We start from the raw sequence: 26451 nt of genomic DNA, 5'->3' as shown, positions 1-26451 counted from the left end.
CCGGCCGCAGGCCATCGCCGCGGCGGAGGCGGCGGCGCTCGGGTCGCCCGCCTGCGCGTGCGTGCTCGCCCTCGTCGTCGACGGTGACGGGACCGCGCTGGCCGCGCTCGCCGCGCGGCCGGGCGTGCGGGGGGTGGACGCGGCTCCACCCGGTACCACCAGCCGCGAGCTCGCTCTCTCCCCGCTGCTGCCCGAGCAGACCGACCGGGCGGATCCCCTGCCCGACGACGGGAGCGTGCCCGCGTCGTGAGCACCGATCGTGATGCGACCGTGTCCACCCACCCGGGTAGAACCACCACTGCCGGTCTCAGGGTTTCCCCCACCATGGGTTGGGTGGGGATCCTGATGTTCGTCTCAGCCGCGGGCTGGCACCGTGGACGCATGACGACGACCGGGGAGACGACCGATGCCCGCTCCCTCAGTCATGCTCTGATCGTTATCGGCACGTCATCGGGATTTTCCCTCCTCGGTGGGGTGGACGGTGTTTCCTCTACGGCAGTGATGTCGGTTCCGCACGCCGCCGCCCGGGCCGCCCGGCTCGCCCTCGACGGTGCCCGGAACCGGGCCCGCGCTGCCACCGGCACCCTCGACGGCCGGCCCACCGACCTCGGATGTTCGGCATGAGCTCCCTCACCCATGCGCCCGCCCTCGCCATCGGCCTCGCCGTGGTGGCGTCGTTCGGCTTCGCCGCGGCCGCCGTGCTGCAGCACCGCGCGGTGGCCGCCCGGTCCGGCACCTGCGTCGACGACACCTCGGGCGACGCACTGTCGCTGCGCGGCATGCGCGACGTCAGCAAGCGCCCGGGCTGGCTGCTCGGACTCGGACTGGCGGCCGGCGGCTCCACGATCCACGCGATGGCGCTCGTGCTGGCCCCGCTGTCGGTCGTGCAGCCCGTCGGCGTCCTGGCCGTGCCGATCGCCGTCGTGCTGACGGCGTTCCGCACCCACCGCAGGCCGTCGGGCGGCGTCCTCCTCGGCGTCGCCGTCTGCGTGGCGGGCGTCGCGCTGTTCGTCGGCACCGCGGCGGGCACCGCCGTGAGCACCCCGGCGCCCAACGGGGCCACGCTGTCGGCGGGCGTCGTCGTCGCAGGCGTCGTGCTGCTGCTCGCCACGCTGGGCTACGCCCGGAACGGCTGGATGCGGTGCGTTGCCTGCGCCATGGCCGGGGCCGTCGCGTTCGGGCTGGTGTCGGCGCTGGTCCGGGCGGTGTCCCAGACCGTGACCTCCGGCGAGAGCGAGGTGCTCGACCCCGCCGTCATCGCCGCCGTGTTCGGTGTCGTGGCCGCAGTGGTCGTGGGGGGCTGGCTGGTGCAGCAGGCCTTCGCCTCCGGCCCACCCGAGGTCGTCGTCGCGTGCCTCACCGTGGTGGACCCCATCGTGGCCGTGCTGCTCGGCATCTTCCTGCTCGGTGAGGGTGCGCACACGCCCACCGGCACCTGGTTGCTCCTGGTGTTCGCCGGCCTCGTCGCCGCGATCGGTGTGCTCGCACTCGCCCGTCACCACCCCGATGCCGCGGCCCGTCGCGCCGAGAACCCGAGCGACGCCTCGGAGAGCCGTGTCCTCGCCACCCTGTCGTCGTGGCGGTCGGACCTCATCCACCGCCGGTGACCCCAGCACCGCGTGGTCCCTACTCTCATCTGAGAGGAACCCCTCCTGTGATGCCCCGTTCCGGAAAGCCGCTGCGCATCCTCATCGGTGCCGAGACCTACCCGCCCGACGTGAACGGCGCTGCCCGTTTCGCCGAGCGGCTGGCCATCGGCCTCGCCGGGCGCGGACACGAGATCCACGTCGTCGCCCCGTCGCCCACCGGGCCCCCCAGCAAGACGGTCACCGACGGCGTCACGGTGCACGGTGTCCGCTCGCACCGGTACTTCATGCGCTCGGACTTCCAGGTCTGCATGCCCTGGGAGTGCCTCCCGGCCACCGCCGCGCTGTTGGAGGAGATCGACCCCGACGTCGTGCACTCGCAGGCGCACATGGTGGTCGGCCGCGGCATCGTCAACGCGGCCAGCCGCACCGGCCGCCCGCTCGTGGCCACCAACCACTTCATGCCGGAGAACCTCGCCGCGCACGCCCCGATCCCTCGCCCGCTGCAGCGCATCGGCTACCGCATCGCGTGGAGGGACCTCGGGCGCGTGTTCGGCAAGGCCGATGCCGTCACCGCCCCCACACCCCGTGCGGTGGAGCTGCTCCAGAGCGCGGCCGGGCTGCGCGACGCGTTCCCCGTCTCGTGCGGCATCGACGCCGAGCGGTACCACGCCGCCCCGGAGGAGCCCGGCGCCGTTCCGACGGTGCTGTTCGTGGGGCGGATGGACCAGGAGAAGCGCGTCGACGAGCTGATCCGGGCGATGGCGGCGCTGCCCGCGCACGTGCCGGCCGCGCTGGAGCTGGTCGGCGACGGGCCCGAGCGCGGCACGTGGACGGGGCTGGTCGAGAGCCTCGGCATCGGCCATCGCGTGCGGTTCCGCGGGTTCGTCTCCGAGGACGAGCTGCTCGAGGCCTACGCACACGCGTCCGTGTTCTGCATGCCGGGCATCGCGGAGCTGCAGAGCCTGGCCACCCTCGAGGCGATGGCCTCCGGCACCCCCGTGGTGGCCGCCGACGCGATGGCCCTGCCGCACCTGGTCCGGCCGGGGCGCAACGGCTGGCTCTACACCCCTGGCGACGTCCCCGAGCTCACCACCCGCCTGACGGCGCTGCTCGCCGACCCGGCGCTGCGGCGCCGGATGGGACACGCGAGCCTGGACATCGTGGCCGAGCACGCCATCGGCGCCACCCTCGACACGTTCGAGGACCTCTACCGGCGCCTGGCCGACCGCCGCCGCGTGGAGCTGCGCCGGGCGGCCTGACGCTCCCCTCGATGATCGTTCGGACCGCACACCACGGTCCTCGCCGGGCGCTCCTGGGCGGCTCCCGGCGATCACCCCTGACGGCTGCTCGGGTGGAGTGGGCACGATCAGCGTCCGCCGCGCGTCAGCGGCCTCGCGGGGGGCCGTCCTGTTCGGCCGGGGAGCGATCAGGTCGAGCGGTCCGCGGCCACCCGCTCCAGGAGTGCCAGCAGGATGCGGGCCGAGCGCTCCCAGCTGTAGTGGGCGGCCCGCTCCCGTGCCGCGGCGGAGCGCTCCTCCCAGCGGCCCGGGGTGGCGAGGTCGTGGATCGCGCGGAGGAACCCGTTCACGTCGCCCCGGGCCACGTAGGTGGCCGCCGTCCCTCCCACCTCGCGGAACACGGGGATGTCGCTCACCACCACCGGTGTGCCGACGCCCATCGCCTCCACCAGGGGGATCCCGAAGCCCTCGTCGCCCGACGCCGACACCAGCGCCGTCGCCCCGCGCAGCACCTCGCGGTAGGCGGCGTCGTCGGCGCCGTCGTGGAACACCAGCCGCCCCCCGTGGGCCAGTGCGGTGAGGCGTTCGCGCTCACCGGGCGGGACGCGGCTCATGAGGTGCAGCTCGTGGTCGGGCAGCCCGCCCATGACGCGTGCCAGCACATCCACGTTCTTGTAGGGCATGAACGAGCCCATGTAGACGAGCGCGTTCGTCCGGGGCAGGCGCGAGTCGTCCGGGACGGGGTCGGGGGCGTTGGGCACCACCGTGACCGGCCGCCGCGTGAGGTGGTGCTCGGCCATCAGCGCCGCCGTGGTGTCGGAGACGGTGGCGACGGCGTCGGCGCGGTTGAGCAGCAGCCGCTGCGGCCACCACGCCAGGTGGTAGAGCCGCCACAGCGCCCGGATCGGTGCCGCGAACTCCGGCGGCGGCGTGGGGTGACGGTAGTAGATGAGGTCGTGCAGCGTCAGGACCAGCGGGTAGCGGCGCCCCCACGTGCCCATCGTCTGCATGGGGGAGAACACCACGTCCGGGCCGAGCCTGTTGACCTGCCGGGCCACCAGCGGCTCCAGCACGCTCGTGGGGCCGCTGACGAGGTGCCAGGGCAGGTCGGGAAGCTGGGCGAGCTGGCGCCGGTCGTTGACCAGCATCTCGACGGTGCCGATGCGCGCTCCGCCTGCGCTCCGCTCGGTCACCAGCTCGCCCAGGGCGGCCACGAGTCCCGCGGTGTAGCGGCTGATGCCGTTGTGCTGCGGGACGGTGGTGTAGCGGCAGTCGACCAGGATCCGCCTCACGCGAGGAACCCCGTGATCGCCGCGGCCACGGCGGCCGGTGCCTCGTAGTGGGCGAGGTGGCCCGCGCCGGGGACCATCACCAGCCGGGCATCGGGGAAGCGGTCCACGAGCGCGTGCTGGGACGCGGGCGGGGCGATGTCGTCGCGCTCGGCCACCACCAGCAGCGTCGGCACGGCGACCTCGGCGGCGGACTCGGCGACGTCGTGCCCGATCGACGCGTGGAACGCCTCCAGCAGCACGCGACGGTCGGCGAACGTCGAGAAGTACCGGTCGTGCTCGGCGTGGATCCAGCCGCGCAGCGCGCGGTCCGGCGTGGTCACCATCGCGACGCTGGCGATGCGCGTGACCAACGGGTTGCGCAGCAGCGCCGTGCCCGCCCGCTCGGGCAGCGCGGCGGCGGCCCGGTGGTAGATCACGGTCAGCTTCGTCATGCCCTGCCGCGGCCCGGCCAGCGCCGACGCCGCGATCGGGTTGACGAGCACCAGCCGGCTCGCGCGGGCCCCTCCCGCCAGCGCGGCGGCGGCGATGACCGAGCCGAAGGAGTGGCCGGCGAGCACGACGTCGCCGCCGTACTCAGCGCTGTGGGACTCGAGCAGGTCGCCGGTCCAGGACGCGTAGCCGGCGATGTCGTGGGCGTCGTGGGGGAGCGGTGGCGACTCCCCGAACCCGGGCAGGTCGGGCACCACGACCCGCACGCCGTCCAGATGGGCGACGATCGGCTCGAGCCCGTGGTGGTCGCCGCGCAGGCCGTGCAGGAAGACGATCGTGCCGGCGGCGTCGTCGGGGCCGTAGGTCCAGGTCCGGGTGGTCCCGCCCCGGAGCTCCCGCTCCTCGCGGCGCACCGGCATCCTCCCGACGAGCGAGGCGTAGGGCGAGCGCGCGGTCACCGGCCGGAGTCTAGGACCGCCCGCACCGCCACCGGGCCTCGGCCATGATCACCGTTCCGGTGCGTTCCCGGCCGCATGTGGCCGTCCGCGCACCCGGCCGAGGATCATGGTGTGGTCGTCCCCGGGACGCCGTCCCGGCTCGTCGGATCCGGACCGACACGCCGCCCGACGGGGTGAGCAGCGCGTTCGGCGCTTGCCCACCCGGGTGCCGGGAACTGTCGGTGGCCAGGGTTAATCTTGGCCGTCCAGCGGCGCCGCCGATCCGGTTCGTCCCCATCGCGGGGTGCGGTTCCCGGGCCGGTCGCCGCGCGATGTACAGGCGTACGTGCGCAGCCCCGCGGGCCGCGCCGGAAGGGAGCTTTCCACCCCGATGGCCAGCCCGAACAGCACCTCCGGCAGCACCGACAGCTTCGTCCACCTCCACACCCACACCGAGTTCTCGATGCTCGACGGGGCGGCCCGGCTGGACGACCTGTTCAAGGAAGCCGCCCGCATGGAGATGCCGGCGCTGGCCATGACCGACCACGGCAACGTGTTCGGCGCCTACGAGTTCTGGCGCAAGGCCAAGGCCGCCGGGGTCAAGCCGATCATCGGCATGGAGGGCTACCTCGCGCCGGGCAGCCGCCACGAGCGCAAGCGCGCGGTGCTGGCGAGGGGTGCGTCGGGGGCTGACGAGACCGACAACCCCGGCGAGATGTACACCCATATGACGCTGCTGGCGGAGAACAACGAGGGGATGCACAACCTCTTCCGCCTCTCGTCGCTCGCGTCGCTGGAGGGCTACTACTACAAGCCCCGCATGGACCGCGAGCTGCTGGAGACCTACGGCAAGGGCATCATCGCCACCACCGGCTGCCCGTCCGGCGAGGTGCAGCGGCTGCTGCAGCAGAACAAGTACGACGCCGCCTGCCAGGCCGCAAGCGACTACCGCGACATCTTCGGCAAGGACAACTTCTTCTGCGAGCTGATGGACCACGGCATCGGCATCGAGCGTCAGGTCCGCGACGACCTCTACCGGCTCAAGAAGCAGCTCGACCTGCCGGGTCTCGCCACCAACGACCTGCACTACACCTACGCGGAGGACGCCAAGCCGCACGAGGTGCTGCTCTGCGTGCAGACCGGCAAGACCCTGGCCGACCCCAACCGCTTCAAGTTCGACGCGCAGGACTTCTACCTGAAGTCCCCCGCCGAGATGCGCGCCCAGTGGGACAGCGAGTTCCCGGAGGCCTGCGACAACACGCTCGCCATCGCCGAGCGCGTGGGCATCGACTTCACCGAGGGCCAGGACCTCATGCCCCGCGCACCCGTTCCCGAGGGCGAGTCGGAGGAGAGCTGGCTCGTCAAGGAGGTCGAGAGGGGGCTGCACACGCGGTTCCCGAACGGTGTCACCGAGCAGTACCGCAAGCAGGCCGAGTACGAGCTGGGCGTCATCATCAAGATGGGATTCCCCGGCTACTTCCTCGTCACGGCCGACCTCATCCAGCACGCCAAGAAGGTCGGCATCCGCTGCGGCCCCGGCCGTGGTTCCGCGGCGGGCTCGCTGGTCGCGTACGTCCTCGGCATCACCGACCTCGACCCGATCAAGCACAAGCTGCTGTTCGAGCGCTTCCTCAACCCCGAGCGCATCTCGATGCCCGACATCGACATGGACTTCGACGAGCGTCGGCGTGGCGAGATGATCCGCTACACCACGGAGAAGTACGGCGAGGACCGCATCGCGCAGATCATCACCTACTCCACGATCAAGGCGAAGGCCGCGATCAAGGACTCGGCGCGCGTGCTGTTCGGCCAGCCCGGCTACGCCGTCGCCGACCGCATCACCAAGGCCATGCCGCCCGCGATCATGGGCAAGGACATCCCCCTCTCGGGCGTGTTCGACCCCGCCCACAAGCGCTACTCCGAGGCCACCGAGGTCCGCGCCCTCTACGAGGCCGACCCCCAGGTCAAGGAGATCATCGACACCGCGCGGGGGCTCGAGGGCCTCAAGCGGCAGTGGGGCGTGCACGCGGCCGGCGTGATCATGTCGAGCAAGCCGCTGATCGACGTCATCCCGATCCAGCGCCGCGACTCCGACGGCGCCATCATCACGCAGTTCGACATGGGCGCCTGCGAGACCCTCGGGCTGCTCAAGATGGACTTCCTGGGCCTGCGCAACCTCACGATCATCGACGACGCGCTCGAGAACATCGAGCTCAACGGCAAGCCGAAGCTCGTCATCGAGGAGATCGGCCTCGACGACCAGAAGACCTACGACCTGCTGTCCAAGGGCGAGACGCTCGGGGTGTTCCAGCTCGACGGCGGCCCGATGCGCGACCTGCTGCGCCGCATGGCCCCCACCGAGTTCGACGACATCTCGGCCGTCGGCGCGCTGTACCGGCCGGGTCCGATGGGCGCCAACGCCCACAACGACTACGCCGACCGCAAGAACAAGCGGCAAGAGGTCACGCCGATCCATCCCGAGCTGGAGGAGCCGCTCAGGGAGGTGCTCGGCGAGACCTACGGCCTGATCGTCTACCAGGAACAGGTCATGGCCATCGCGCAGGTGCTGGCCGGCTACACGCTCGGCAAGGCCGACCTGCTGCGCCGCGCGATGGGTAAGAAGAAGAAGGAGATCCTCGACAAGGAGTACGCGGGCTTCGCCCAGGGCATGAAGGACAACGGCTACTCCGCCGCTGCCGTCAAGACGCTCTGGGACATCCTGCTCCCGTTCTCCGACTACGCCTTCAACCGCGCCCACTCGGCCGCCTACGGCGTCGTCTCCTACTGGACGGCGTACCTCAAGGCGAACTACCCCGCCGAGTACATGTCCGGTGTACTGACGTCCGTCCGCGACGACAAGGACAAGGCCGCGGTCTACCTGTCGGAGTGCCGGCGCATGGGCATCACGGTGCTGGCGCCCGACGTCAACGAGTCGGTGCGCAACTTCGCGCCCGTCGGCACCGACATCCGCTTCGGCCTCGGCGGCATCCGCAACGTCGGCGTCAACGTCGTCGACGCGATCGTGAAGGCCCGCAAGGAGAAGGGTGCCTTCACCGACTTCTCCGACTTCCTGCGCAAGGTCGACGCGGTGGTCTGCAACAAGAAGGTCATCGAGTCGCTGATCAAGGCCGGCGCGTTCGACTCCCTCGGCCACACCCGCAAGGGGCTCCTCCTCGTCCACGCCGACGCCATCGACGCCGTGATGAGCACGAAGAAGGCCGCCTCGATGGGGCAGTTCGACCTGTTCGGCTCGATGGACGGCTCCGGGCCGTCGGAACTCGACTCGGTGTTCGACGTCAAGGTGCCCACCGACGAGTGGGAGTCCAAGCACCTGCTCGCCGTCGAGCGCGAGATGCTCGGCCTCTACGTCTCCGGCCACCCGCTGCACGGCGTGGAGCAGGCGCTGTCGGCCAAGTCCGACATGGCCATCGCCACCATCCTCGAGGGCACGGTGCCCGACGGTCACCAGGTCACCATCGGCGGCATCCTCGCCAACGTGAACCGGCGGGTGAACAAGAACGGCGAGCCCTGGGCGTCCGCGCAGCTGGAGGACCTCGCCGGTGGCATCGAGGTGCTGTTCTTCCCGCGCTGCTACCAGGTGGTGGGCGTCGACGTCGCCGAGGACGCGATCGTGCTGGTCAAGGCCCGCGTCAACCGTCGCGACGACCGCGTCTCGCTGATCGTCAACGACCTGGCGGTCCCCGACCTCACCCACGCCGGCGGCGGCACCGGCGCCCCGGTGAAGGTCCACATGCGCACGGAGCTGTGCACCCCGCAGCGGGTCACGAAGCTCAAGGAGGTGCTCACCAACCACCCCGGCTCGTCCGAGGTGCACCTTGCGCTCGTCGGGGGCAACGGCACCACGGTGCTGCGGCTCGACGACGCGCTGAAGGTGACGCACTCCCCGTCGTTGATGGGGGATCTGAAGGCGTTGCTGGGGCCGGGGTGCCTGGGCTGAAGCGTCTCGCTCTGGCCCTCCCGCAGCTCGCGCTGTGCCCAGCACCGGCCCCCGCGCGGGTGTCCTACCCCGAACCGGAGGGGCGAGCCCTGCGGTTCGCCTGGCGCGGCTCGGCCTGATGAACGCGGTGACGCTGTCCGTCTGCTCGGGAACCCGGGTGGGGCAGCGGAGGGGCCAGCTGGTTGTCGGCGGGGTCGGCGGCCTTCGCGTCCGGGGTGCAGGTGGGACCGGCGTTCGAGCTGGGCCGTCGGCTGCGTCCCTTCGCCGGCAGTCCCGGCTGACGGCGGATCAGCGGGCCGTGCCCACCAGATGCTGCCAGTGCTGACGGGCCTGCTTCTCCCACCGGCTGTGCAGGGTGTCGAACAGCTCCGCGGCGCGGGTGCCGGCCCAGCGCTCGGGCAGCAGCTCGGCGGGCAGCTTGGGGTCGAGGAACGGGAAGCGGCGCCAGGCGTGCACGAGGTGGATCTGGTGGGCCAGCACCTCGGCGGGGGTTGCGGGCGCGGCGTCGGCGAAGGACACGAGGAACTCCTCGTACGCCTCCTCCACATCGGCGAGGTCCCAGGCCTGCTCCACCACGGCGTGCTGGCGGCCGATGTCGCCGAACGGCCCGACGAACGAGCTGGTGACCTCGGTCAGCTCGAGGTCGGCCACCACGCCCGCGGCCTCGTCCTGCTTGCCGGGGTCGGGGGTGACCCAGACGCCGGGGGCGGGGGAGCCGAGCCCGGCCCACGCGAGCCGGGTGCGCAGGCGGTGGCGCAGCTGCCGGCGCGCCTCGGGCACGCTGACGAGCAGCACGAGCCAGCGCCCGTCCCACGGCCGGGACGCGGCGCCGAAGCCGTAGATGCGCGCGGCGCCGTCCGACAGCAGCCGCACGCCCTGGTCGGTGAGCGACCAGCGCACGCGTCGGCCCGAGCGGTCGGAGACCAGCAGCCCCTCGGCGGCGGTGCGGGCGAGGGCCTGGCGGGCCGACTTGTTCTCCACGTCGAGCAGGCCGAGCACGTCGATGAGCACCTGCGTCCACACCGGCTCACCGCGGGGGAGCACGAACTCGCCGAGCACCGTGAGCAGCAGCGACCGCGCGCTCGTGGCCCCCAGCTCCCGGCGCCGGGACAGCGCGGGATGGGGGGTCAGGGACTCGGCGGCGGACATGGCCTCCCAGCCTAGTCGGACGGGGTCGGATCCATCGTTAGGCTCGCGAATCATGGGCGACCTCAGCACTGCGACGCTTCGAGACGCCGACCGGGCCCACGTCTGGCATCCCTACGCCCCGATGCCCGGGGTGGTGGCCCCGCTGGTGGTGGAGTCGGCGCAGGGTGTGCGCCTGCGGCTCGACGACGGGCGCGAGCTCGTCGACGCCATGTCGTCGTGGTGGGCGGCCATCCACGGCTACCGCCACCCCGTGCTCGACGCCGCCGTGCGCGACCAGCTCGGCGTGATGAGCCACGTGATGTTCGGCGGCCTCACCCACGGGCCGGCCGTGGACCTGGCCCGGCTGCTCGTCGAGGTCACGCCCGCCGGGATGGAGCACGTGTTCCTCGCCGACTCCGGGTCGGTGTCGGTCGAGGTCGCGATCAAGATGTGCCTGCAGTACCAGCGCTCGCGCGGGCGTCCGGAGAAGCACCGGCTGATGACGTGGCGCGGCGGCTACCACGGCGACACGTTCGGCGCGATGAGCATCTGCGACCCCGACGGCGGCATGCACTCCCTCTGGCGCGACGTGCTGCCGCAGCAGCTGTTCGCCCCCGCCCCGCCGCGCGCGTTCGAGACCGCGTACGTCGCCGAGCTCGCGGAGCTCGTGGAGACCCACGCCGACGAGCTCGCCGCGGTGATCGTCGAACCGGTCGTGCAGGGCGCCGGCGGCATGCGCTTCCACGACCCCCGCTACCTGCACGTGCTGCGCGAGCTGTGTCTTGCCAACGACGTGCTGCTCGTGTTCGACGAGATCGCCACGGGCTTCGGGCGGACGGGGGAGATGTTCGCCGCCGACCACGCCGGCATCGCGCCCGACGTGATGTGCGTCGGCAAGGCGCTGACCGGTGGCTACCTCACGATGGCGGCCACCCTGTGCACGACCGAGGTGGCCCGCGGCATCTCCGACGGCGAGGCGGGCGTCCTGATGCACGGGCCGACCTTCATGGGGAACCCCCTGGCGGCGGCCGTCGCCGCGGCGTCCGTGGGGCTGCTGCAGGAGCGCGACTGGCGCGCCGAGGTGCGCGGGATCGAGGCGGCGCTGAAGGACGGCCTCGCTCCGGCGAGGGCGCTGCCCGGGGTCGCGGACGTGCGGGTGCTGGGCGCGATCGGGGTGGTGCAGCTCGACCACGAGATCGACATGGCCGCGGCCACCGCCGCCGCCGTCGAGGCCGGGGTGTGGCTGCGGCCGTTCCGGGACCTCGTCTACACGATGCCGCCCTACGTCTGCACCGCCGACGAGATCGCGACGATCACGCGGGGCGTGCTCGCGGCCGCAGCGGCGGGGTGACGCGGGGTGTGGCGCCGAGCGGCGGCGCACGACTGTGAGGAGCCGCACGGCGGATCACTCGTGCGTGTGACACGTCGGTGCCGCCAGGACGGGAGCTTGTGGAGCGTCGGCCCGGATGCGCGGTCCGACGACCAGCGACGATGGTCCCGATCAGACGAACGTGAACGCAGGGTGGCCAGGCCGGACGGCCCAAAACGGACGGAACGGGCAGGGCCGGCCGCACGTTGGCCCGTCGCGGTGCAGCGAGGTGCCCGCACAGTCGACCCTGCCCCGGAGCTGATCATGACTTTGTCCCCCGCCCGCCCGGCCGACGGCCAGCCGACCCAGCACGCCCCGCCCACCGCCGGGCGGTGGCGCGCCGACATCAGCGCGTCGCTCGTCGTGTTCCTCGTGTCGGTGCCGCTGTCGCTCGGCATCGCGCTCGCGTCCGGCGCGCCGATCATGGCCGGGCTCATCGCCGCGGTGGTCGGCGGTGTCGTCGCCGGCCTTCTCGGGGGCTCGCCGTTGCAGGTCAGCGGGCCTGCTGCCGGCCTGACGGTCGTGGTGGCCGAGCTCATCGGGCGGTTCGGCTGGCAGGTCACCTGTCTGATCACGATCGGCGCGGGCCTGCTGCAGATCGCGTTCGGGCTGCTCCGCGTGGCCCGCTTCACCCAGGCCGTCCCGCCCGCCGTCGTGCGCGGGATGCTCGCCGGCATCGGCCTGACCATCGCGCTCGCCCAGATCCATGTCGTGCTGGGCGGCGACCCGCCGACCGGGGTCATCGACAGCCTGCTGCTGCTCCCCGGGCAGATCGCCGGACTGAACCCGGCCGCGCTCGCGGTGGGTGTGCTGACGATCGCCCTGCTGGTGCTGTGGCCGCGGCTCCCGAAGCAGGTACGGGTGGTGCCGGGACCGCTGGTGGCCGTCGTCGTCGGGACGCTGCTGGCCGTCGCGCTCATCGACGTGCCGCGGGTCGACCTGCCCGGCGGCCTGCTCGACGCGATCACCCTGCCCACCCTGCTGCCCGACGGCGAGTGGGCGGCCATCGCCGGCGGCGTGCTGACCGTCGCGCTGGTGGCCGGCGTCGAGAGCCTGCTCTCCGCCGTGGCCGTCGACCGCATGCGCGGCCCGGACGGCCGGCAGACCCCGCCCACCGACCCCGACCGCGAGCTCCTCGGCCAGGGCGCCGCCAACAGCGTCTCCGGCCTGCTCGGCGGCCTGCCCGTGACCGGTGTGATCGTTCGCAGCTCGGCCAACGTGGCGGCCGGGGCGCGCACGCGCGCGTCGGCGGTGCTGCACGGCGTGTGGGTCGCGGTGTTCGCGATCGCGCTCGTCGGGCTGGTGGAGCTCGTGCCGCTCGCGGCGCTGGCCGGCCTGCTCGTCGTGATCGGTCTGCAGCTGGTCAGGCCCGTCGACATGCGCACCGCCTCGCAGCACGGGGAGCTGCCGATCTATCTCGTGACGGTGGCCGGCGTGCTGGTGCTCGGCCTGATCGAGGGCGTGGGCGTCGGGCTGGCCGTGGCCGGGCTGATGATGCTGAGCCGCGTGATCCGCGCCGAGGTGCGCCTGGAGGAACCCGACCGGGACGGCGAGCCGTACCGCCTGGTGGTCGAGGGCATGCTCAGCTTCCTGGCCGTGCCGACGCTGTCGCGGGTGCTGTCCCGCGTGCCGGCCGGCGCGCCTGCGCGCGTCGAGCTCGTCGTCGACTACCTCGACCACACCGCGTACGACCAGCTCGAGGCCTGGACCGCCCGGCACCGCGCCGACGGGACGACGGTCGAGGTGTCCGAGCCCGGTGCCACGGGACCGTCGCGGCGTGGCCGGTACGCCACGTGGTCGCACTGGCAGAAGAGCGAGGCGGGGCCGGTCCAGCCGGTGCTGGCGGGCGTCGCGGCCTACCACTCCGACGCGGCGCCCCTGATGCGTCCGGTGTTCCGGGAGCTGGCCGCGGGCCAGGCGCCGTCGGGCCTGCTGCTGGCCTGCGCCGACTCGCGCGTGGTGCCCAACGTGATCACGCACAGCGGTCCCGGTGACCTGTTCACCGTCCAGAACGTCGGCAACATGGTCGCGGGCACGTCCGTCCGGGCGGCGGTGCAGTACGCGACCACGGTGCTGGACGTGCCGGTCGTCGCCGTCTGTGGGCACTCGGGCTGCGGCGCGATGCGCGGGCTGCTGGGCGGCGGGGTCGACGGCGCGCTCGGCGACTGGCTGCGCAGCGGGGCGCCCAGCGTGGAGGCCTTCCACGCCGGGCACCCGGTGGGCCGCTCGGCGCTCGCAGCGGGCTTCGGGGATGCGGAGGCGCTGGCGATGGTCAACGTCGCCCTGCAGCTGGACGTCCTGCGCGACCACGGGGTACGGACGGAGCTCCTGGGCCTGTTCTTCGACATCCCCACGGCCCGCGTGCTCGTCCTGGAGGGCGACGAGTTCCGCGCCCTCGGCTGAGGCTCCCGCGAGTCGACACGGCCGGGCGCGCGAGTAGTGCCGCCGCGCGATCAGCTGCACGCCGACGGCCTGACCGCACGCTCCGCGCGTCGGTCCCCGGGCGCGCGAGTCGGGCTCTGGTCCGCGCGAGTCGCGGGGCGGGTGTGCGCGGGTCCGGGGCGGTCGCGGTGGCCGGGCGCATCCCCAGCGGACGCTCTCGCCTAGCGTGTCGAGTGTGTCGCCGTCGTCGCTTCCTCCCGCCCACCCCCTGGCCTGGCTCGACGCCCACGCCGCCCGCCGCCGCGAGGCCGGCCTGCGCCGTGAGCTGCGCCCGCGCCGGGCGGGGGAGCCGCTGCTCGACCTCGCCGGCAACGACTACCTCGGCCTCTCCGCCGACCCCCGCGTCGTGCAGGGCGGCGTCGAGGCGCTGCGCACGTGGGGGGCGGGCTCGACGGGGTCGCGTCTGGTGACCGGCACCACGTCCCTGCACGCGGAGCTGGAGGCCGAGCTCGCCGCGTTCTGCGGCGCCGGGTCGGCACTGGTGTTCTCCTCGGGCTACGCCGCGAACCTCGGGGTGCTCACCGCGCTGTCCGGACCGGACGCGCTGATCGTCTCCGACGCCGCCAACCACGCCTCGCTCGTCGACGCCTGCCGGCTCTCGCGCGCCCGGGTCGTGGTGGTGCCGCACGACGACGTGTCCGCGGTCGAGGCTGCGCTGGCCGCCCGCTCCGAGACGCGCGCGCTGGTCGTCACCGACTCGGTGAACAGCGTCGACGGCGGGCTCGCCCCGCTGCGCGCGCTGCACACCGTGTGCCGGGCGCGTGGGGCGCTGCTCGTCGTCGACGAGGCGCACGGGCTCGGCGTGTGCGGCCCGGGCGGGCGGGGCCTGCTCGCGGACGTCGGCCTCGCCGGGGCGGACGACGTGGTGGCCACCGTGACGCTGTCGAAGTCGCTGGGCAGCCAGGGCGGGGCGGTGCTGGGCCCGGCCGCGGTCACCGCACACCTGGTCGACACCGCCCGCTCGTTCATCTTCGACACCGGCCTCGCCCCGGCCAGCGTGGGTGCCGCCCTCGCCGCTCTGCGGGTGCTGCGCGAGGAGCCCGGGCGTCCGGCGCGGGTGCTGCGAGCGGCTGCCGCGCTGGCCGACGCGGCCGGGGTGCCGGCGCCGCCGTCCGCGGTGGTGTCGGTGGTGCTGGGCGAGCCGGGGGTCGCGTTCGCGGCGGCGCAGCGGTGCGCGGAGCGGGGGCTGCGGGTGGGGTGCTTCCGGCCGCCGTCGGTGCCGGAGGGCACGAGCCGGTTGCGGCTGACGGCCCGCGCGACGCTCACCGACGACGACCTGGCGCTGGTCCGGACGGTGCTGGCGGAGGTACTGGCTCCGGCGGTGGCGCGGTGATCGCCGCGGGACGCACGGCAGCACCCTTCGCGCGGGACGGTGGACGCGTGAGCGGGCGGGTGCTCGTCGTCACCGGCACCGGGACCGGCGTCGGCAAGACGGTCGTCACCGCCGCCGTCGCCGCGCTGGCCCTGGCCCGCGGGGCGCGGGTGGCGGTGCTCAAGCCCGCTCAGACCGGCGTCGGCCCCGGCGAGCCGGGGGACCTCGCCGACGTCGCACGGCTCGTCCCGGGCGTCACCGGGCGGGAGCTCGCGCGCTACCCCGACCCGCTCGCCCCCGCGACGGCCGCGCGTCGCGCCGGCGTCGCGCCCGTCACACCGGGGGAGGCGGCACGGGCCGCGACGGACCTCGCGGCCGACCACGACCTCGTCATCGTCGAGGGGGCGGGCGGGCTGCTCGTCCGTCTCGACGACGACGGCACGCTGGCCGACGTCGCCGCCGCGCTGGACGTGCCCGTCCTCGTCGTCGCCGCTGCCGGCCTGGGCACGCTCAACCACACCGCACTGACCACCGAGGCGCTGCGCACACGCGGCCTGGAGTGTGCGGGCGTGGTGGTCGGCGCGTGGCCGGCCGAGCCCGACCTCGCCGCGGAGTGCAACCTCGCCGACCTGCCTGTCGTCACCGGCGTCCCGCTGCTCGGGGCGGTGCCCGACGGTGCCGGTGTGCTCGCGCCCGACGAGTTCCTCCGGGTTGCGCGTCACACCCTGGCGGCGGAGCTGGGGGGCGAATGGCACACTCCGAAGCCGTGACCACAACGCAGTCGGACATCCTCGCCCTCGCCCGCACCCAGGTACTGGACGAGGGCGTCGGCCTGTCCGAGGCACAGGTGCTCGACGTGCTCCGTCTCCCCGACGACGCCCTCGACGACCTGCTGGAGCTCGCCCACGAGGTGCGCATGCGCTGGTGCGGCCCGGAGGTCGAGGTCGAGGGGATCATCTCGCTCAAGACCGGCGGCTGTCCCGAGGACTGCCACTTCTGCTCGCAGTCGGGGCTGTTCGAGTCGCCGGTGCGCTCGGCCTGGCTCGACGTCCCGTCGCTGGTGGAGGCGGCCAAGCAGACCGCCAAGACCGGGGCCACCGAGTTCTGCATCGTCGCCGCCGTCCGCGGGCCGGACGCGAGGCTGATGGCGCAGGTCGCGGCGGGCATCGCGGCGATCAAGGACGCGGTCGACATCAACATCGCGTGCTCGCTGGGCATGCTCACCCCCGAGCAGGTCGACCAGCTGGCCGCCATGGGCGTGCACCGCTACAACCACAACCTCGAGACGGCGAGGTCGCACTTCACCAACGTGGTCACCACGCACACGTGGGAGGAGCGCTGGGAGACGCTGCGGCTGGTGCGCGAGGCCGGCATGGAGGTGTGCTGCGGCGGCATCGTCGGCATGGGGGAGTCGCTGGAGCAGCGTGCGGAGTTCGCCGCACAGCTCGCGTCGCTCACGCCCGACGAGGTGCCGTTGAACTTCCTCAACCCGCGCCCGGGCACCCCGTTCGGCGACCTCGAGCCGATGGCCGGACCCGACGCGCTGCGCACCGTCGCGGCGTTCCGGCTGGCGATGCCGCGCACGGTGCTGCGCTTCGCAGGCGGCCGCGAGATCACCCTCGGCGACCTCGGGGCACGCCGGGGCATGCTCGGCGGCGTCAACGCCGTGATCGTCGGCAACTACCTGACGACGCTGGGCCGCCCCGCGGAGTCCGACATCGACCTGCTCGGCGAGCTGCAGATGCCGATCAAGGCCCTGAACGACACGCTGTGACCCTGCTGATGTTCTGCGACCAGTGCGGGAAGCCGTCCGAGGAGGACGAGCACCCGCGCTGCGCCGCGCGCCGGGAGCTGGAGCCACCGCGCTACTGCGCCGACTGCGCGCGGCGCATGGTCGTCCAGGTCACGCCGACCGGGTGGACGGCGCGCTGCAGCCGGCACGGTGAGCGCACCGGCTGAGGTCTCCTGGGCCCCGATCTCGTGGTCGGAGACCTGGGAGGACGACGTCACCCCCGACGAGCATGCGGCGCTGGCCGTGCTGTTCGCGCGCTGCTTCCCGTACTCGCGGACGCCGTTCACCGGGTTCCGCAGCTGGTCGAGCGGGCGGCCCGAGCTGCGGCTCATCGGCCGCGACGGGCCGCGGATCGTCGCGCACCTCGGGATCCTGCGCCGGTTCGTGCGGGCCGGCGAGGCGTCCCTGCTCCTCGGGGACGTCGGTCTGGTGGCCGCCGACCCGTCGGTGCAGGGGAACGGCGTCGGCGCGGAGCTGCTGGCGCGCGCGGCCACCACGCTGCGCGGGCTGGGGATGCCGTTCGGCTTCCTCACCTGCGGGGAGGCGGTGGCGGCGTTCTACGAGCGCGGCGGCTGGGTGCGGGTCCCCAACCCGACGCGGATGGTGCGCGCCGACGGGCAGGTGCAGGTCTACGACGGCGCGTCGATGGTGCTGCCGGTGTGTTCACCCATGGAGGACTGGCCGGCAGGGGAGAAGATCGACCGCAACGGCCTGGAGGTGTAGCCGCCCCCTGGCCCTGCGCACGGGCCCGTCATGATCGCGAGCCGACCCCGGAACGCCCGCCGCACCGCGGTGCACCATGCTGTCGCCCATGGCGAACTGGGGGAGCCTGCTGCAGCAGGTGGTCAAGATCGGGATGGACCTGCTGTCGTCGTCGCAGCAGAAGCAGGGCACCGTCGCCGCCCCGCCGCGGACGCAGGCCCGCAGCGCGCCCGCCGGTGAGCGGGCCCGCGCCGTCTCCTACACCCCGAACCTCGACGGCGCCGCCGATCCCGGCGAGATCGTGTGGGTGTGGGTGCCGTTCGAGGAGAACGACGGGCGGGGCAAGGACCGGCCGCTGCTCGTCGTCGGGCGGGGGGACGGCGACCTGCTCGGGCTGATGCTGTCGAGCCGGCACAGCCGCGCCGACGACCGCGACTGGATCTCCATCGGCTCCGGCGTCTGGGACCGCGAGGGGCGCGAGTCGTTCGTCCGGCTCGACCGCGTGCTGGAGATCGGTGAGCACGCCATCCGCCGCGAGGGTGCGGTGCTCGACCGCGACCGCTTCGAGCGCGTGGCGGGGGAGCTGCGGAGCCGGTACGGCTGGAGCTGACACACGCGCGCCGCGATTCGCGCGCACTCCGCCCCCGACCCGCGGCATCCGTGCCGCGACTCGCGGGGGGCGTTGCTAGTTGAAGCTGTGCTCCACCGCGTAGGTCGTGATCGGGGCGGGCACCGCGCGCAGCTGCGTGAGCAGGCCCGTCTCCCGGGCGAGCAGGACGCGCACCAGCCGCAGCCGCTCGGTGGGGGAGGTCATCTCGAGCAGCCGCTGACGGTCGGACATCGGCAGCAGGCAGTCGGCCGCCAGCACGTGGGGGAGGTTGCCGGCCCCGATGTCGGCCTCCGGCTCGGACCAGTCGCCGGACTTCCACGCCGTGGCGCAGTAGCGGCGGTGGGCGTCGCGCGCCGAGGCGCTGAGCATCCGTGTCATGTCGGCCGCGTCGGCGCCCTTGTCGGCGTCCGTCTCGACGTCGGGCAGGAACTGCACCGACCCCATCAGGTACGGCTTGGACTCCGCGTCGAGGCTGAGCAGCCGGAACCGCCGGGCACCGCGCGTCACGATGTCGTAGCGGCCGTCGGGCAGCCGGCGGACGTCGCGCAGCTCGGCGGTGCAGCCGATGGCGTGCAGTCCGTCGATGCCGTCGTCGTCGGCGGTCCAGCCCTCGCGTACGGCCACGACACCGAACTCCTTGCCCGGGACGGCGCCCGTGACGAGGTCGACGGTGAGCTGCCGGTAGCGGGGTTCGAAGATGTGCAGCGGCAGCGAGGCCCCCGGCATCAGTACCGTTCCCAGCGGGAACAGCGGAAGGGTCTCGGCCACACGCCTACGGTACGGCTCCGCGTGCGTGCTCGCCCGGCGGCCGGAGCACCGCGAACGCGTCCGTCACCCGAAGGGATCGGTCCGTGAACCGGAAGAGCGCAGCGGGCCGGCCGCCGGACGGCCCCGGAGGGGCGACGGCACCCGTCGGCTCGAGCAGGGCCCGGCGGGTGAGCACGCGCTGCAGGTTGGTGGCCGAGATGGTGTGGCCGAGCGCCGTCGCGTAGAGCTCGCGCAGGGCCGAGATCGTGAACTCGCGGGGGGCCAGCGCGAAGCCGAGGTTGGTGTAGGAGAGCTTCGCGCGCAGCCGCTCCTGGGCGGCGTCGACGATCGTGGCGTGGTCGAAAGCGGTGTCGGGGAGCCGGCGCAGAGGATGCCAGGCGGTGTCGTCGGGGACCGCGGGGTCGGCGTCGGACGGCACCAGCCCGAGGAACGCCGTCGCGATCGTCCGGGTGCCGGGCACGCGGTCGGGGGCGGAGAACACCGCGATCTGCTCGACGTGGGCGACCTCGCGCACGTCGACCTTCTCGGCGAGCTGCCGGCGCACCGACGCCTCGACGTCCTCGTCGTCGCGCAGGCGGCCGCCCGGGAGCGCCCACCGTCCGGCGTCGGGGGGCATCGCCCGGTGCCAGGCGAGCACCTGGAGGGCGCCGCCGCGGATCTGCAGGACGGCGGCCAGCACCTCGTGCTCGCTGTGTCGCCCCATGGGGCGGATCGTAGGCGGATCACCGGGACCGGCCGTGCACCGCCGCGCGGCATCCCGCTCCCGGCGCCGGATCGTGCCGACCCGGGCCGCCGTCCGGGTCGACCCGCGCACGCGGAACATGACTCGCGCACGCGGACGCACTCGTGCGCGCTCGTGTACATCTCGGACATGTCGACTCGTGGGTGGGACCGGTGAACGGGGGATTGCCGGGCGGTGAGGTTCCGGTCACGTGGGGGATGTGGCGAGGGGTGCCCGGCTGCTAGCCTCACACCTGTTTACGACTCGCAGTCGAAAACGACGGGAGACCACATGCCGATGTCGGAGCTGCTGCCCACGGGACTCGAACCCGGCTGGGCGGACGAGGTGCGCGCCCTGGCGCGCGAGAAGGACGCCGTGCTGCTGGCGCACAACTACCAGCTGCCGGAGATCCAGGACGTCGCCGACGTGACGGGGGACTCCCTGGCGCTCTCGCGGATCGCGGCCGAGTCCCCGGCGTCGACCATCGTGTTCTGCGGCGTGCACTTCATGGCCGAGACCGCGAAGATCCTCAGCCCGGAGAAGACCGTGCTGATCCCGGATGCGAACGCGGGCTGCTCGCTGGCCGACTCCATCACCGCCGACCAGCTGCGGGAGTGGAAGGCCGGGCACCCCGGCGCCGTGGTCGTGTCGTACGTCAACACCACCGCCGCGGTGAAGGCCGAGACCGACATCTGCTGCACGTCGTCCAACGCGGTGGAGGTCGTGGCGTCGATCCCGGCCGACCGCGAGGTGCTGTTCCTGCCCGACCAGTTCCTGGGCGCGCACGTCCGCCGCATCACCGGACGGCAGAACATGCACGTCTGGGCGGGGGAGTGCCACGTCCACGCCGGCATCAACGGCGCCACGCTGACGCGCAAGGCCGAGGAGAACCCCGACGCCGAGCTCTACGTCCACCCGGAGTGCGGCTGCGCCACGTCGGCGCTCTACCTGACCGGCACGGGTGCGGTACCCGCGGACCGCGTCAAGATCCTCTCGACGGGCGGCATGCTCGACGCCGCGCGCGCGTCCACGTCGAAGCAGGTCCTGGTGGCCACCGAGGTCGGCATGCTGCACCAGCTGCGCAAGGCCGCGCCGGAGATCGACTTCCGCGCCGTCAACGACCGCGCGAGCTGCACCTACATGAAGATGATCACGCCGGAGAAGCTGCTCCGGGCGCTGCGCGAGGACCGCGACGAGGTCACGGTCGCCCCCGAGCTCGCGGCCCGCGCCCGCAGCGCCGTGGAGCGGATGATCGCGATCGGTCAGCCCGGCGGTGGGGAATGAGCACCTGGGAGGCCGAGGCCGACCTCGTCGTCGTCGGGTCCGGGGTCGCCGGGCTCACCGCCGCGCTCGACGCCGCCGCTCTGGGGCTGCGCGTTCTCGTCGTCACCAAGGACGCCGTCGACTCCGGGTCCACGCGCTGGGCGCAGGGCGGGGTCGCGGTCGTGGTCGGGGACGTGCCGGGCGACAGCGTCGAGGCGCACGTCGCCGACACCCTGACGGCCGGCGCCGCGTTGTGCGATCCCGCCGCCGTCGCCTCGATCCTGCGCGACGGACCCGCCGCCGTGGCCCGGCTGCGGGCGCGGGGAGCGGTCTTCGACACGGAGGATCCGCGTGTGGGACCGGGCATCGGCACAGCGGGGGGCCGGCTCGCCCGCACCCGCGAGGGCGGGCACTCGGCCTTCCGCGTGGTCCACGCGGGCGGCGACGCCACCGGTGCGGAGGTGGAGCGCGCGCTCGTGGCCGCGGCGTCGGACAGCCGGCTGCCACTGCTCACCGGCCACCTCGCCGTCGACGCCGTGCGCGACGAGCGCGGCCACGTCACCGGTCTGGCAGTGCTGGACGACCACGGTCGCCCCGGCGTGCTGCGGGCCCCCGCGGTGCTGCTGGCCAGCGGCGGCTACGGCCAGATGTACGCCTCCACCACCAACCCCGAGACGTCCACCGGCGACGGCGTCGCGCTCGCACTGCGCGCCGGTGCCACGGCGGCCGACCTGGAGTTCGTGCAGTTCCACCCGACGGTGCTCTACGACGGGCCGGCCACCGGCCGGCGTCCGCTCGTCACCGAGGCCGTCCGCGGCGAGGGCGCGGTGCTGCTCGACCGCGCCGGCACGCGGTTCATGACGGGAGTGCACCCGCTCGCCGACCTGGCCCCGCGCGACGTCGTCGCCGCGGCCATCACCCGGCGGATGCTCGAGGCCGGCACCGACTGCGTCTATCTCGACGCCCGTGCGCTGGAGGACTTCGCCCGCCGCTTCCCGACCGTGTTCGGGGCGTGCCGGGAGGCCGGGATCGACCCGGTCCGTGAGCCCATCCCCGTGACGCCCGCGGCGCACTACGCGTGCGGCGGCGTCGTCACCGACGCGAACGGTCGCACGGTCGCCCCCGGGCTCTACGCGGCGGGCGAGGTGGCCCGCACCGGCCTGCACGGTGCCAACCGGCTCGCCTCCAACAGCCTGCTCGAGGGCCTCGTCGTCGGGGCGCGGGTGGCCAGGGCCGTTGCCGCCGACCGCCGCGTCCTGCGCGAAGCGCCGACCCTCGCGCCGTCGCCCGTGGTGCCCATCGCGCCTCGCGGCGTCGTCCAGCGCGCCATGACCGGCGCCGCCGGCATCGGCCGAGACGGGGCCGGGCTCGCCGGGGCGTCCGACGCGATCGAGGCCGCCACCGGCATCGGAGTGCCCGTCGACCGCGCCGGCGTCGAGGACGCGGCGCTGACGCTGATCGCGCAGGCCGTCCTCGCGGCCGCGGGCACCCGCACCGAGAGCCGCGGCTGCCACGTGCGCAGTGACTTCCCCGAGCGCGACGACGTCTGGCAGCGCCAGAGCCTGGAGATCGCGCTCGACGCCACCGGCCGTCCGGTGGTGCAGACCAGCAACGTCCAGGTGGGGGCGGCATGACCGCCGACGTTGCCTTGCCCGCGGAGGCGGAATCATGACAGTCACACTGATCGGGCCCGACCTCGACGACCTGCGCCGCGTCGTCGACACCGCGCTCACCGAGGACCTGCGCTACGGGCCCGACGCCACGACGGCGGCCACCGTGCCGGCGGACGCGATCGCCGTCGGGTCGTTCGCGGCCCGGCAGCCGGGCACGCTCGCGGGGCTGCCCGTCGCGCTGGCGGTGCTCGACACCGTCGTCGGGGACTACGAGGTGCTCTCCCAGCGGGCGGACGGCGACCGGCTCGCCGCCGGCGACGCCGCGCTGGTCGTCCGCGCGCCGGTGCGCAGCCTGCTGACGGCCGAGCGCACGGCGCTGAACCTCCTGTGCCACCTCTCCGGGGTCGCCACGGCCACCGCGGCCTGGGTGGACGCCGTGGCCGGCACGCACGCCCGGATCCGCGACACCCGCAAGACGCTGCCGGGGCTGCGGTTGCTGGAGAAGTACGCCGTGCGCTGCGGGGGCGGGGCCAACCACCGGCTCGGTCTCGGCGACGCCGTCCTCATCAAGGACAACCACGTCGCGGCGGCCGGCTCGGTCGGGGCGGCGCTGGCCGCGGCCCGCGCGCACGCACCCGACCTGCCGTGCGAGGTGGAGGTCGACTCCCTCGACCAGCTCGACGAGGTGCTCGCCCTGAACGCCGAGCTGGTGCTGCTGGACAACTTCGACGTCGCCACCACGGCGGAGGCCGTCCGGCGGCGGGGGAGCCTGCCCACCGGGCTGGAGTCGTCGGGCGGGCTGCAGCTGGCCAACGCCCGCGCGTACGCGCAGACGGGAGTCGACTACCTCTCGGTGGGCGGCCTCACGCACTCCGTCACGGCGCTGGACCTGGGCCTCGACCTCGCCACACCCTGACCGCCGCGGAAGGCCCGGGGTGTGCCCGCCCCGGGCCGCTCGGGCCGGCGGTCGCCAGCACGCGGCCGCGGAGCTGACGGCCGACGGGGGCCTGGTGGACAGCGCCACCGACGTCGTCCAGTCCCGGACGTCGACGTCGGGCCGTTTGCGCGGTCTGCTCAAGGGCCTCGTCACCGCCGCGGCCTGAGCTTCACGGCCGAGCCGCAGCCCGCTCCAGCAGGTCCGCCGCGGCGGGAGCGCCACCGGCCTCCCGCACGGTCTTGCCCAACCGCTGCACCTCGGCAGCGAAGGAGGGGTCGCCTGTCACGCGGTCGACCGCCTCGGCCAGCCGCGCCGGCGTGACGTCCGCCGGGTCGAGCCGCACGCCCGCGCCCAGCTCCGCGACGCGGTCGGCCGTCACCTCCTGCTCCACCATCTGCGGAACGACCACCATGGGCACCCCCGCGGCCAGCGCCTCCATGGTGCTGCCCATCCCGCCGTGCGTGACGAACGCGGCGCTGCGGGCGAGCACCTCCACCTGCGGCACGTGCGGGGCGAGGGTGACGTTCGCGGGGACGACGGGGAAGTCGGACGGGCCGAGCCGGCTGCCGTGGTTGATCACGACCGGCCGCTCCTGGCCGCCGAACGCGTCGAGGGAGTCGCGGAAGAAGTCGGCGCGGTCGTTGAACACGGTCCCCAGCGAGATGTACAGCGCGGGCGAGGTGGGCAGCGGGAAGCCACTCGTCTCCTCCTGGCGCCCCAGCGCGGGCCCGACGAAGTGCACGGTGTCGTCGAACAGCTCACGGCCGGGGTGGAACTCGGCGGGCATCATCACCACGGTGAGCGGGCCGGGTGCCCACACCAGGCCCGGGTCGGCGCCCGGCAGGCCGTAGCTGCGCGCCACGGCGGCCATGCGCTCGACGTCGAACGGCGGCCTGTCCGTCCCGCGTCCGTGAGCCATCCGCGCCATCGCGGGGGAGTTCGGTCCGAACACGTACGAGGGCGAGATCCGGGCCGAGGCCGCCGACCGCGACGCCGTGAGCATCGTGGCCCACAGCGACATCGTCTCGCCCACGACGAGGTCGGGAGCCATCTCGTCGTACAGGGACCGCAGGGGCTCGGCGACGGTCTCGGCCGTGCTCAGCAGCCGCTCCATCAGCGCTCCGATGGGTGGCGGCGAGCCCGCCGCGAACCGTGGCGGCCCGCCGTCGGGCTGGTCGAACGTGACCAGGCCGGCCCCCGCGGCCTCGACGGCGCCGCGGAACGCCTCGGGCAGCAGGTACGTGACGCGGTGTCCGCGCTCGGTGAGCTCCGCGGCCACGGCGAGCGTGGGGTTCACGTGCCCGTGGGCGGGCATGGGCAGGAACAGGTAGTCACTCATCGACGGCCCCCGACCGGTCTCCGGTGTGGACGTCAGGCTAATCCCGCGGCCCCCGCGGCCCCCGCGGCCCCCGCGACGGCGCGGTCCCGGCGGCGACGCCCGCGGCGGCGGGTCGTGCGCGGATACCGCTGCCCCGGCCACGATCACCGCGCACGGGCGGCGGCTACGCGGCCCGTACCCTGGGGCCATGCTCCGCCGACTCGACCTCCGCGCCGAACCGCTGCCCCGCACCGCGACGCTCAGGGGCCTGCTGCCCCGCGCCGAGATGGACGTGGACGCGGTGCTGCACCGGGTGCGGCCCATCGTCGAGGCCGTGCGCGACCGGGGCGTCGAGGCCGTGCTGGAGTTCGGCGAGCAGTTCGACAAGGTCCGCTCGGCGGCCGTCCGCGTGCCGGAGCAGACGCTCAAGGGCGCGCTGTCCGCGCTCGACCCGGCCGTCCGCGAGGCACTGGAGCTGTCGATCGAGCGCGCCCGGAAGGTGCACGCCGACCAGTGCCGCACCGACGTCGTCACCGATGTGGTCACGGGCGGCACCGTCACCGAGCGGTTCGTGCCGGTCCGCCGCGTGGGGCTCTACGCACCCGGCGGCCTGGCCGTCTACCCGTCCAGCGTGATCATGAACGTGGTGCCGGCGCAGGCCGCGGGCGTCGAGTCGCTCGTGCTCGGGTCGCCGCCGCAGGCCGAGTACGGCGGGCTCCCGCACCCCACGATCCTGGCCGCGGCCGCGCTGCTGGGCGTCGACGAGGTGTGGGCGGTCGGCGGCGCGCAGGCCGTGGCACTGTTCGCGTACGGCGGCACCGACACCGACGGCGCCGATCTCGAGCCGGTCGACATGGTCACCGGCCCGGGCAACATCTACGTCACCGCCACCAAGCGCCTGCTGCGCGGCCTGATCGGCATCGACTCCGAGGCCGGCACCACCGAGATCGCGGTGCTCGCCGACGACACGGCCGACCCGGTGCACGTCGCCGCCGACCTCATCTCGCAGGCCGAACACGACCCCAACGCGGCGTCCGTGCTGGTCACGACGTCGGAGGAGCTCGCCGCCGCCGTCGACGCCGAGCTGGAGCGCCAGGTGCCGCAGACCAAGCACCTCGAACGCATCCGCACCGCGCTGTCGGGCCCGCAGTCGGGCACCGTGCTCGTCTCCGACCTCGACGACGGTGTCGCGGTGGTCGACGCCTACGCGGCCGAGCACCTGGAGATCCAGACCGCCGACGCCCGCGCGGTGGCCCTGCGCGTCCGCAACGCCGGGGCGATCTTCGTCGGCCCCTGGGCGCCGGTGTCGCTCGGCGACTACTGCGCCGGTTCCAACCACGTCCTGCCCACCGGCGGCTGCGCCCGGCACTCGTCGGGGCTGTCGGTGCAGACGTTCCTGCGTGGCGTCCACGTGATCGAGTACACGGAAGAGGCGTTGCGCGACACGGCCGACGCGGTGGTCACGCTGGCCACCGCCGAGGATCTCCCTGCGCACGGACAGGCCGTCACGGCCCGGTTCGCGCGATGACCGCC

At 73.8% G+C, this 26451-nt stretch carries 23 protein-coding genes and 1 pseudogene; 18 read left to right on the top strand and 6 right to left on the bottom strand.

What is annotated here, in order from left to right; translation table 11 throughout:
- The 4 genes and pseudogenes from JWR81_RS28700 to JWR81_RS28685 form a co-directional block, all read left to right on the top strand.
- Positions 1-250: pseudogene (locus tag JWR81_RS28700) on the top strand (hypothetical protein); the annotation flags it as partial.
- A gap of 83 nt (positions 251-333) precedes the next feature.
- Positions 334-624 (top strand): hypothetical protein, encoded by a 291-nt coding sequence (locus JWR81_RS28695; RefSeq protein ID WP_297659724.1) that lies wholly within the window; start codon positions 334-336, stop codon positions 622-624.
- Positions 621-1607 (top strand): DMT family transporter, encoded by a 987-nt coding sequence (locus JWR81_RS28690; protein WP_297659721.1) that lies wholly within the window; start codon positions 621-623, stop codon positions 1605-1607. Before JWR81_RS28695 ends, JWR81_RS28690 begins: the two co-directional genes overlap by 4 nt.
- 50 nt (positions 1608-1657) lie before the next feature.
- Complete coding sequence (locus JWR81_RS28685) at positions 1658-2848, top strand: glycosyltransferase (RefSeq protein ID WP_297659718.1); 1191 nt, start codon at positions 1658-1660, stop codon at positions 2846-2848.
- Positions 2849-3015: 167 nt separating this feature from the next.
- Here JWR81_RS28685 and JWR81_RS28680 read toward each other — a convergent pair whose 3' ends face one another.
- Together JWR81_RS28680 and JWR81_RS28675 are read right to left on the bottom strand one after the other, a co-directional pair.
- Positions 3016-4119, bottom strand: a complete 1104-nt coding sequence (locus JWR81_RS28680) for a glycosyltransferase family 1 protein (RefSeq protein ID WP_297659715.1) — start codon at positions 4117-4119, stop codon at positions 3016-3018.
- A complete protein-coding gene (locus JWR81_RS28675; protein WP_297659710.1) occupies positions 4116-5006 on the bottom strand; it encodes an alpha/beta hydrolase in 891 nt (296 codons plus the stop codon). The genes JWR81_RS28680 and JWR81_RS28675 overlap by 4 nt, the downstream gene beginning before the upstream one ends.
- 370 nt (positions 5007-5376) lie before the next feature.
- Here JWR81_RS28675 and dnaE point away from each other — a divergent pair, with 370 nt between their 5' ends.
- Positions 5377-8943 (top strand): DNA polymerase III subunit alpha, encoded by a 3567-nt coding sequence (gene dnaE / locus JWR81_RS28670; RefSeq protein WP_297659707.1) that lies wholly within the window; start codon positions 5377-5379, stop codon positions 8941-8943.
- A 288-nt stretch (positions 8944-9231) separates the two neighbouring features.
- Here dnaE and JWR81_RS28665 read toward each other — a convergent pair whose 3' ends face one another.
- The gene (locus JWR81_RS28665) at positions 9232-10092 is read right to left on the bottom strand and encodes a PaaX family transcriptional regulator C-terminal domain-containing protein (protein ID WP_297659703.1); all 861 of its coding nucleotides are present in this window, start codon (positions 10090-10092) and stop codon (positions 9232-9234) included.
- Positions 10093-10144: 52 nt separating this feature from the next.
- Here JWR81_RS28665 and JWR81_RS28660 point away from each other — a divergent pair, with 52 nt between their 5' ends.
- From JWR81_RS28660 to JWR81_RS28625, 8 genes are all read left to right on the top strand, one after another.
- A complete protein-coding gene (locus tag JWR81_RS28660) occupies positions 10145-11422 on the top strand; it encodes an adenosylmethionine--8-amino-7-oxononanoate transaminase (RefSeq protein ID WP_297659700.1) in 1278 nt (425 codons plus the stop codon).
- A gap of 282 nt (positions 11423-11704) precedes the next feature.
- Complete coding sequence (locus JWR81_RS28655) at positions 11705-13843, top strand: bifunctional SulP family inorganic anion transporter/carbonic anhydrase (RefSeq protein WP_297659697.1); 2139 nt, start codon at positions 11705-11707, stop codon at positions 13841-13843.
- Positions 13844-14057: 214 nt separating this feature from the next.
- Complete coding sequence (locus JWR81_RS28650) at positions 14058-15215, top strand: 8-amino-7-oxononanoate synthase (protein WP_297659694.1); 1158 nt, start codon at positions 14058-14060, stop codon at positions 15213-15215.
- A gap of 47 nt (positions 15216-15262) precedes the next feature.
- A complete protein-coding gene (gene bioD / locus JWR81_RS28645) occupies positions 15263-15964 on the top strand; it encodes a dethiobiotin synthase (protein WP_297659691.1) in 702 nt (233 codons plus the stop codon).
- The gene (gene bioB / locus JWR81_RS28640) at positions 15961-16968 is read left to right on the top strand and encodes a biotin synthase BioB (RefSeq protein WP_297659688.1); all 1008 of its coding nucleotides are present in this window, start codon (positions 15961-15963) and stop codon (positions 16966-16968) included. The genes bioD and bioB overlap by 4 nt, the downstream gene beginning before the upstream one ends.
- Positions 16965-17153, top strand: a complete 189-nt coding sequence (locus JWR81_RS28635; RefSeq protein WP_297659730.1) for a hypothetical protein — start codon at positions 16965-16967, stop codon at positions 17151-17153. Before bioB ends, JWR81_RS28635 begins: the two co-directional genes overlap by 4 nt.
- Entirely contained in the window at positions 17137-17709 is a 573-nt protein-coding gene (locus JWR81_RS28630; protein WP_297659685.1) for a GNAT family N-acetyltransferase, read from the top strand. The genes JWR81_RS28635 and JWR81_RS28630 overlap by 17 nt, the downstream gene beginning before the upstream one ends.
- A gap of 88 nt (positions 17710-17797) precedes the next feature.
- Entirely contained in the window at positions 17798-18298 is a 501-nt protein-coding gene (locus tag JWR81_RS28625) for a type II toxin-antitoxin system PemK/MazF family toxin (protein ID WP_297659682.1), read from the top strand.
- 75 nt (positions 18299-18373) lie between these two features.
- Here JWR81_RS28625 and JWR81_RS28620 read toward each other — a convergent pair whose 3' ends face one another.
- Both JWR81_RS28620 and JWR81_RS28615 read right to left on the bottom strand, forming a co-directional pair.
- Positions 18374-19066, bottom strand: a complete 693-nt coding sequence (locus JWR81_RS28620) for an LON peptidase substrate-binding domain-containing protein (protein ID WP_297659679.1) — start codon at positions 19064-19066, stop codon at positions 18374-18376.
- Positions 19067-19070: 4 nt separating this feature from the next.
- The gene (locus tag JWR81_RS28615; protein WP_297659676.1) at positions 19071-19769 is read right to left on the bottom strand and encodes an NUDIX domain-containing protein; all 699 of its coding nucleotides are present in this window, start codon (positions 19767-19769) and stop codon (positions 19071-19073) included.
- Positions 19770-20078: 309 nt separating this feature from the next.
- On the opposite strand from JWR81_RS28615, the gene nadA reads away from it, so the two are divergent.
- From nadA to JWR81_RS28595, 4 genes are read left to right on the top strand one after another with little or no spacing between them, the layout of a single operon-like run.
- Positions 20079-21071, top strand: a complete 993-nt coding sequence (nadA, locus tag JWR81_RS28610; protein WP_297659673.1) for a quinolinate synthase NadA — start codon at positions 20079-20081, stop codon at positions 21069-21071.
- Positions 21068-22684 (top strand): L-aspartate oxidase, encoded by a 1617-nt coding sequence (locus JWR81_RS28605; protein WP_297659670.1) that lies wholly within the window; start codon positions 21068-21070, stop codon positions 22682-22684. Before nadA ends, JWR81_RS28605 begins: the two co-directional genes overlap by 4 nt.
- A 34-nt stretch (positions 22685-22718) precedes the next feature.
- On the top strand, positions 22719-23579 hold the full coding sequence (nadC, locus tag JWR81_RS28600; protein ID WP_297659668.1) for a carboxylating nicotinate-nucleotide diphosphorylase: 861 nt from the start codon (positions 22719-22721) through the stop codon (positions 23577-23579).
- Between the two features lie 19 nt (positions 23580-23598).
- On the top strand, positions 23599-23766 hold the full coding sequence (locus JWR81_RS28595; protein ID WP_297659665.1) for a hypothetical protein: 168 nt from the start codon (positions 23599-23601) through the stop codon (positions 23764-23766).
- Positions 23767-23769: 3 nt separating this feature from the next.
- On the opposite strand, the gene JWR81_RS28590 is transcribed toward JWR81_RS28595, so the two are convergent.
- A complete protein-coding gene (locus JWR81_RS28590) occupies positions 23770-24939 on the bottom strand; it encodes a macrolide family glycosyltransferase (RefSeq protein ID WP_297659661.1) in 1170 nt (389 codons plus the stop codon).
- A 187-nt stretch (positions 24940-25126) separates the two neighbouring features.
- On the opposite strand from JWR81_RS28590, the gene hisD reads away from it, so the two are divergent.
- Entirely contained in the window at positions 25127-26446 is a 1320-nt protein-coding gene (hisD, locus tag JWR81_RS28585) for a histidinol dehydrogenase (RefSeq protein ID WP_297659658.1), read from the top strand.
- Positions 26447-26451: the final 5 nt, after the last annotated feature.

It is taken from the genome of Pseudonocardia sp., assembly GCF_025965585.1.
Classification (GTDB): Bacteria; Actinomycetota; Actinomycetes; order Mycobacteriales; family Pseudonocardiaceae; genus Pseudonocardia.
Note: the sequence above shows the minus strand (reverse complement) of the source record. Positions and strands in the feature narration are given on the sequence as shown.